This is a genomic window from Kluyvera sp. 142486 (genome assembly GCF_046569695.1).
GTDB lineage: Bacteria > Pseudomonadota > Gammaproteobacteria > Enterobacterales > Enterobacteriaceae > Kluyvera.
In genome coordinates this window covers 246,997-254,567 of record NZ_JBKHUI010000005.1, presented here as the reverse complement: position 1 = coordinate 254,567, position 7,571 = coordinate 246,997, and the positions used below count along the sequence as shown (strand labels likewise).

Annotated in this window: 6 protein-coding genes; 4 read left to right on the top strand and 2 right to left on the bottom strand. The window is 54.5% G+C overall.

Going from position 1 to position 7,571, the window contains the following annotated elements; all coding sequences use genetic code 11:
• Positions 1 to 182: 182 nt before the first annotated feature.
• A complete protein-coding gene (locus tag ACLGE8_RS08395) occupies positions 183 to 812 on the bottom strand; it encodes an NUDIX hydrolase (protein WP_410997847.1) in 630 nt (209 codons plus the stop codon).
• A gap of 160 nt (positions 813 to 972) precedes the next feature.
• Between ACLGE8_RS08395 and ACLGE8_RS08390 the strand changes: the two genes are divergently transcribed.
• From ACLGE8_RS08390 to ACLGE8_RS08375, 4 genes are all read left to right on the top strand, one after another.
• Positions 973 to 2,082: an AI-2E family transporter gene (locus tag ACLGE8_RS08390; protein ID WP_410997846.1), complete on the top strand. Its 1,110-nt coding sequence runs from the start codon at positions 973 to 975 to the stop codon at positions 2,080 to 2,082.
• A 137-nt stretch (positions 2,083 to 2,219) separates the two neighbouring features.
• Positions 2,220 to 4,001, top strand: coding sequence for a diguanylate cyclase (locus tag ACLGE8_RS08385; protein WP_410997845.1), 1,782 nt, complete (start codon positions 2,220 to 2,222; stop codon positions 3,999 to 4,001).
• Positions 4,002 to 4,306: 305 nt separating this feature from the next.
• Positions 4,307 to 5,023: a YebC/PmpR family DNA-binding transcriptional regulator gene (locus ACLGE8_RS08380; RefSeq protein WP_333497817.1), complete on the top strand. Its 717-nt coding sequence runs from the start codon at positions 4,307 to 4,309 to the stop codon at positions 5,021 to 5,023.
• A gap of 224 nt (positions 5,024 to 5,247) precedes the next feature.
• Complete coding sequence (locus ACLGE8_RS08375; RefSeq protein WP_410997844.1) at positions 5,248 to 5,985, top strand: SDR family oxidoreductase; 738 nt, start codon at positions 5,248 to 5,250, stop codon at positions 5,983 to 5,985.
• Positions 5,986 to 6,057: 72 nt separating this feature from the next.
• On the opposite strand, the gene ACLGE8_RS08370 is transcribed toward ACLGE8_RS08375, so the two are convergent.
• The gene (locus ACLGE8_RS08370) at positions 6,058 to 7,542 is read right to left on the bottom strand and encodes a PLP-dependent aminotransferase family protein (protein ID WP_410997843.1); all 1,485 of its coding nucleotides are present in this window, start codon (positions 7,540 to 7,542) and stop codon (positions 6,058 to 6,060) included.
• Positions 7,543 to 7,571: the final 29 nt, after the last annotated feature.

Sequence of the window (7,571 nt, the reverse complement as noted above, 5' to 3'; positions counted from 1 at the left end):
ATGTCAGATCGTATGCGCCTGTTAGGGCGCGGCTGGTAAGAGAGCCTTATAGGCGCATCAGAAAAACCTCCGGCTATGCCGGAGGATATTTATTGCCTGATGGCGGCGTAAACGCTTTATTCAGCCTACGTTCGCTGCCGTTGTAGGCCGGATAAGCGAAGCGCCATCCGGCAGTCAGATACCTAGTCGCACCACACAGGCTCATTTTCGCGCACGCTGCGGATGCTAGCGTGGATCTCTTCCGGCACGATACGCGTCAGGGAGAGCGGCGGCAGATTATCAGGGTCAACGTAGGCGATATCCAGCGACTCATGGCTGATAGCCAGCTCACCGCCCAGCGTTTCGCAGAGGAAAATCAGCTTATAGACATGCCAGGGATAGGGCGGATGCCCGTGCTGGTTACGGTCCCAGACGCCGAGCAGACGGCTCACCTTCACCTCAAGCCCGGTCTCTTCGCGCACTTCTCGCTCCACCGCTTCCGTAGGGCTATCGCCAATATCGGCCCAGCCGCCCGGAAGACTCCAGCCTTTATCATCGGACTCCTGCACCATCAGCAGCTTGCCCTCATGCAGAATAATCGCGCGGACGTCGGTCTTCGGCGTGGCGTAGCCGGTGTCCACCTTATGCAGGTTTTGCAGCGTCTCTGCCGGGAGATCAAAGCGCGCGGTTAATAATCGTTCTGCAATCCCCATCAGGTCTTCATAGCGTTCGCGATCGTAGACGTCCCTGGTATAGGTCAACCCGGTCTGGGCAAGCGCCTGCAGGCGTTGGGCAATAAGCGCGAGTTCGTTCTCGTTGAGTACTTCTGACATGCTTCCTCCCGTTGTGTTTTCCGGTAAATGGGCCAGAAAACGGTCTTTGTAGGATACCTGGTGCGGTCACTTGTACGTTAGGGGGAATGAACATACCACCTGGTAAATCCGGCTAAACGCTTCTATAGTCGAGACAGTTTCCCCGCAACAGGACTCACTAATGCGTTTTAACGGATTGACCAAAGGCTTTTTCATTTTCATTCTCGCGCTCGTGACCTGGGCATTTTTCGATGTACTGTCGCCGTATTTCTCCGCCATTCTGTGGGCCGCGATCCTCACCGTCGTCTTTAACCCGGTGAAGAACAAACTGCGCAGCGCACTGGGCGATCGTAACGGATTGGCCTCGCTGCTGACTATCGGCATTATCTGTCTGATCGTTTTTATTCCGCTGATGACGATCCTCTCTTCTCTGGCGCTCGAACTCAGTGCAGTTGACACCAAGCTGCAACAAAACACCTCTCGGTTCCCGGAAGTGATTGCCAATATCTTCTCCCACCTGCCGCGCTGGGCTAAGGGATTTTTGATAGAGCACAACCTGGCTAGCGCCACGCAGATTCAGAAAAAACTCTCTGACGCCGCGCTGGCGGGCGGGCAGTACCTGGCCGGCAGCGCCTTCCTGATCGGCAAAGGAACCTTCGGCTTTGCCCTCAGCTTCGGCATCATGCTCTATCTGCTGTTCTTCCTGCTGAAAGATGGGCCGTATCTGGTGCGCCAGATCCTCGACTCTTTACCGCTGACGGATTTTGTTAAGCAGCACCTGTTCGCCAAGTTTGTCGGCGTGACGCGGGCGACGGTCAAAGGTACGGCAGTTGTTGCGGTGGTGCAGGGGACGCTTGGCGGCATCGCCTTTGCCATTGTCGGCATCGACGGCAGCGTGCTGTGGGGCGCGCTGATGGCGTTCCTTTCTCTGGTGCCTGCAGTGGGGTCAGCGATTATCTGGGTACCGGCGGCGATATACCTCTTCGCCACCCAGCAGATTTGGCAGGGGCTGTTTATCGTTGGCTTCTTCGTGATTATTGTCGGGCTGGTGGACAATATTCTGCGCCCGTTGCTGGTGGGCAAAGACACCAAAATGCCGGACTACCTGATTCTTATCACCACTATCGGCGGCATGGAGATCTACGGCATTAACGGCTTTGTGATTGGCCCGCTGATTGCCGCGCTGTTCCTCGCCTGCTGGAACCTCTTCTCCGGGCGAGACCACGCCGGGAACGTCGAGGGGCTGGACGAGGAGTTTATCGAAGAGGGTAAAAATCCCCCCGAAGCGTAAAACGCCACAACCGTTGTAGGCCGGATGGCGCTTCGCATATCCGGCCTACCAGCATCTTTTTATTGTCACGAGAAATCAGGCGTTTCCTATAATTTCAATCATGCTTCTTGTTTTTAGGTAGTAGAAGGAACCGACAGGTGAGAATTGCCACAATAACCAACTGGGCCTATGGCGCGACGGTATGTCTGACGATTGTCTCCGGTATCGTTATGCTGATGGCCTCCAGTGCGGATAACGCCGAGCGGCAGGCGGTGCAGCAGCGTTTAGTGTTCGATCGACTGACGGATGAAATCGAGAGCAATGCCTGGTCGCTCTCTGACTTAGCGCGTCTGTACGTGGTGAATAAAGACCCTGAGGTGCTGAGCGAATATCATCAGCGGGAAAAGCAGCAGGTGGAGATAGAACACCATCTGTCGAAGCTCGAAGATGTCGGGGCGACGGGTGAAGAGCTGGCGCTGCTGCACGAAGGGCTACAGATTGTGTATGACCTCCAGGATGAACAACAAACTGCGCTCGCCAACTTAGCGCATGAGGAAGCACCGATTGCCGTCTCGTTGCTGTATGGCAAAATCTACGAGCAGGAGCTCGATCGGGCGCAGGAGCGCATGGACCATTTCCGCCAGATGCTTGATAGCCGGGCGCTGCGGGCGGTACAGGAAGCGGCCCGCGACTCCCGCATGCTGCGTACGCTATCTGAGGTGATGGTCGGGCTGACGGCGCTGCTGTTTTTATTCGTCCTCGGCTTTATTTTAAAACGCCGGGTGCTGCGCCCGGTGGTGCGGTTGAGCGACGTGGTGCATCGCCTGGCCTCTCAGGACTACGCCGTGGATACGCCGAACTTTAAGCAGATTGATGAAATTGGCGACATGGCGCAGGCGATCCGCATTTTCCGCGAGAACGGCCTGGTGCGGCAGCAGCTTGAACGGCAGCGCGATGCCGACTGGGCGATACGCGAACTGCTGGCGCGTATGACCCAGCGTCTGCAGGGCTGCGAATGCTTTGACGACGTGGTGAACGTGGCGGAACTCTTCGCCCCCAATATTGCACCGGGTGTCGCGGGAAGACTCTATATTCTTGACAAAGACCCGTGGCAGATGCGCTGCGTGGCTTCCTGGCTATCGCCCCAGGGCGAACCGACGCCGTTCCACCCGGACGAATGCTGGGCGGTGCGCCGTGGGCAGAGCCACCCGCCGGTGCACGGCGAGCCGGATATCGGCTGCTACCATCTGCCAGAGTCGTGCCTCGACCATACGCTGTGCGTCCCGCTGATTGCCCAGGGCGAGGCTATCGGCCTGCTCTCTTTCCAGAATCTCAACGAAGAGACCACGCCTTCCCGGGCTTATCTGGAGCTGATGGCGGAAGCGCTTGGCCTGGCGTTAGCCAACCAGCGCCTGCGCGACGCGCTGCTGGAAAAAGCGCTTTACGACCCGCTGACCGGGCTGCGTAACCGTCACCATCTGGACGATCTCCTGAATACTCAGATGAGCCAGGCGATTCGCAACGAAGAGCCGATGAGCTGTCTGATGATCGACATCGATCACTTCAAAAATATCAATGACCGTTTCGGTCATGAAGCGGGTGACGGCGTGATTAAAAGCGTCGCCTCTACCATTCAACGCGTGGTGCAGGATCGAGGCTTAGCTTTCCGTTACGGCGGTGAAGAGTTTTTGGTGTTGCTGTACGACATGGACGATGAGGCCGCCAACCGCATCGCCCGCGAGATTTTCGACGGCGTGCGCGAACTGGTGCTGCGCTTTAGCGGTGCGGAGATTGGTCACGTAGATGTCTCCATCGGCGTGGCGAGCTACCCGCAGCATGCCCAGAGTGACAGCCTGCTGCGCGCAGCGGACGTGGCGTTGTACCGGGCGAAGGAGTTGGGACGGTCGCGGATTGTGAGCTTTGGGGCGCTGGCGGGGTAGGGCAGGTGCGTGTGGTGATATAGTAAAGTGAAGGCGGTACTTTTCAGGAGTACTGCCTGGTTTTTTATTATATTTAATTACTGAAGTTTAATTGTTAATAATGAAAATAAATTACCCTTTGCGCATTCAAGAATAATCAATCTGCAATGTTAATTATTTATATAATTAAAGTAACACGTCGTAAAAATTGGCTGTTTTTAGTTCTCATAGACGAGTATTTACCTATCATGATATAATACGGAGGAAAAACGTGCAGATTATTAATCTGGCGTTAACGTAAATAAATATTTGAGGGGACTCTTCCAGTGGGACGTAAATGGGCCAATATCGTTGCTAAAAAAACGGCTAAAGACGGTGCAACGTCAAACGTATATGCAAAGTTCGGTGTAGAAATCTATGCTGCTGCTAAACAAGGCGAGCCAGATCCAGAATCAAACTCCGCGTTAAAATTCGTTATTGAACGTGCGAAACAAGCACAGGTTCCAAAGCACGTTATTGATAAAGCCATTGATAAAGCCAAAGGCGGCGGAGACGAAACCTTCGTAGCAGGGCGTTATGAAGGCTTTGGGCCAAGCGGTTCTATGCTTATCGCTGAAACGCTGACCTCTAATGTGAACCGCACGATTGCTAACGTCCGCAACATTTTCAATAAAAAAGGCGGAAATATCGGTGCGACGGGTGCGGTCAGCTATATGTTTGACAACACCGGTGTGATCGTATTTAAGGGAACAGACCCTGACAGTATTTTTGAAATTCTGCTTGAAGCTGAAGTGGAAGTTCGTGATGTCACCGAAGAAGAAGGTAACATCGTGGTTTATACTGAAGCGACCGATCTTCATAAAGGTATTGCCGCGCTGAAAGCGTCTGGTATTACTGAATTCGCCACCACCGAATTAGAAATGATTGCGCAATCAGAAATTGAACTGTCACCAGAAGATTTAGCCATCTTTGAAGGACTTGTTGATGCCCTTGAAGATGATGACGATGTGCAGAAAGTATATCACAACGTTGCCAACCTCTAATTATAGATTAAAGAAATCTGCCGTTATGGCAGATTTTTAAATTTATAAAGGCGTTATAAATAACTATATCTAGCCAGATATAGTTATTGCCAAAAGCAGTTCTGAAAAGATTGCTAACAGCGGTTTACATACCGCTGTAAATGGCACTAAAGGAAAGATGTGACCCCTCCTCACCATGCTATATATCCATCAACATATACTCCTCATAAAAAGGAAGCATAGCGATGTTGAGAGGTAAAAGAGCCGTAATCACTGGCGGCGGCGGGGGATTTGGTCAGGCGCTGTGCGTTTGGCTGGCACGAGAGGGCGTCGAGGTGATGTTCTCTGCGCGGCGTGTCGCTGATATTGAAAAGACCTGCAGTATTATTGCTGCTGAAGGGGGAAGGGCAACAGGCTATCTTTGCGATTTAACCCAGCCAGCCTCTATTTCTCAGTTTTCTTCGCAGCTTCTAAGCGCCGACAAGCCCATCGATATTTTAATCCTCAATGCTGCTCAGTGGTTGTCAGGGACGATGGACGATCAACCTGGCGCTGAAATCATCACGACCATCAGTTCTGGTCTGACGGGTTCCATTCTCCTCACTCAGACACTGCTTCCGGGAATAAGACGTTCAGAGAGTGCTGACATCGTCTCAATAATATCGGCATGCGGTATCCCGAATTTTACCGATTCCATCGCTCATCCCGCATTCTTTGCCAGTAAACATGGACTGAGCGGTTTTACTACCAAACTCTCCAGGCAATTATCCAAAGAAAATATACGGGTGACCGGATTATACCCACCAGACTTTGACGTTAATGGGTTAGACGCGTCTGTCGATATTCAATCCCGAATGGGGGAGAGTCTCATGGATGGGCGCTCTATTTGGGAAACGATTTGCTTTGTGCTGACCCAACCTCGCAGTTGCCATATCGGTAGCATCTACTTTCAGGGGCCAACTCGCGAAGATTTGCAAGAATAGAGCCGTAATCTGGGTCTACAGTTAGCCTATCATCGAACCGAAAATTGCGCCCAGCCCGCCAGCATCAGTCGGTTAAGCAGGGTTAAGCAGGTGCTTTTTGATGATCTCCGCCAGCCGGGTAAACGCCGGATCCATCGCCTCCTCATCAATGCTGGCAAACCCCAGCAGCAGACCTTTGCGCGTTGGCGTGTCGGCAAAATAGCGTGACAGGGGGCGAACCAGCAGCGCCTGCTGGTTGGCCTCCTGGGTAATGGCGAGGTCATCGGCATCATCGGGTAGCTGCAAAATGAGATGCAGCCCGGCGTTGCTGCTGAACTCGCCCAGGTACTGTTTCCCCAGTTGACGGGTAATGAGCGCAACCAGCGCAAGGCGACGGCGGCTGTAGAGCTGGCGCATTTTGCGGATATGGGCCGCGTAGTAGCCTTCGCGAATAAATTCCGCCAGCGCGGCCTGCATCAGCAGGTGGCCCCCACGATAGAGATCGCTATGCACCTTTTTTAACGCCGCCGCCAGCGGCTCCGGCAGCACCATATAGCCGAGGCGAAGGGCCGGGTAGAGGGTTTTACTGAAGGTGCCGATGTAAATCACCGGGCTCGCCTCTTCCAGCCCCTGAAGGGACGGGATCGGCTGCCCGGCAAAGCGGAACTCGCTGTCGTAATCGTCCTCGACAATCCAGCTCTGGGTTTTACGCGCCAGCGCCAGCAGTTGCTGACGGCGGCTCAGGCTCATCACCGACCCTAGCGGGTACTGATGCGAGGGGGTGACAAAAATCATCCTCGGCGCCGCCGCGTTCTCTTCTGCAGGCACTAGCCCCTCTTCATCCACCGCGATGGCGGAAAAATTCACCCCATTCATGCGCAGAATATTTTTGATGCCCCAGTAGCCCGGTTCCTCCACCCATGCCTGATCGCCCGGATTGCATAAGGTACGCGTCACCAAATCCAGCGCCTGGTGGATCCCTTCGGTTATCAGAATCTGGTCCGGTGAGCAGCGCACCCCGCGCGCCGTGCGCAGGTAATCGGTCAGCGACGCTTTCAGCTCGGCTACGCCGCCGTAGGCATCATAGGTCAGATACTGCGGCAGCGGCTGGCGGGCGAGGCGATCCTGAATTTTTTTCAGCGCGCGATGCGGAAAGAGGGTGACGTCAGGGACGCCCGGCACAAACGCGCCCCACTGGCGCGGGCTGGCGCTGGCGTTGCCCAGCAGCGCCTGACCGCGTTCCGACAATTGGACGCTGAGCGCCTGCTGCGGCGGGGCCGTAGGCGGCGCCTTTCGCTGGACCAGATTGTCCAGCACGCTCTCGCTGACAAAGGTGCCGCTGCTGGTGCGGGCTGAGATATACCCCTCCGCCTGTAGCTGCTCATACACGCGCAGCACGGTGTTACGCGACAGCGCCAGCTCGTCGGCCAGATCCCGGGAAGGGGGAATGCGGGTAGCGGGTTTCAGGCTGCCTTCCAGAATGCAGCTGCATATCGCCGCATAGAGACGACGATGCAATTTCTCACCGGCCTGTTGCGAAAATGCCTGTGTGATCACATCTACAGCAAGAGAACGCATTTGGATCCTTAAAATAAAACGTTTTGGCT

Bases quoted from the DNA above. Each gene is read 5' to 3' on its own strand.
- ACLGE8_RS08395 (WP_410997847.1), bottom strand. From the start codon at position 812: ATGTCAGAAGTACTCAACGAGAACGAACTCGCGCTTATTGCCCAACGC.
- ACLGE8_RS08375 (WP_410997844.1), top strand. From the start codon at position 5,248: ATGTTGAGAGGTAAAAGAGCCGTAATCACTGGCGGCGGCGGGGGATTT.
- ACLGE8_RS08370 (WP_410997843.1), bottom strand. From the start codon at position 7,542: ATGCGTTCTCTTGCTGTAGATGTGATCACACAGGCATTTTCGCAACAG.
- ACLGE8_RS08390 (WP_410997846.1), top strand. From the start codon at position 973: ATGCGTTTTAACGGATTGACCAAAGGCTTTTTCATTTTCATTCTCGCG.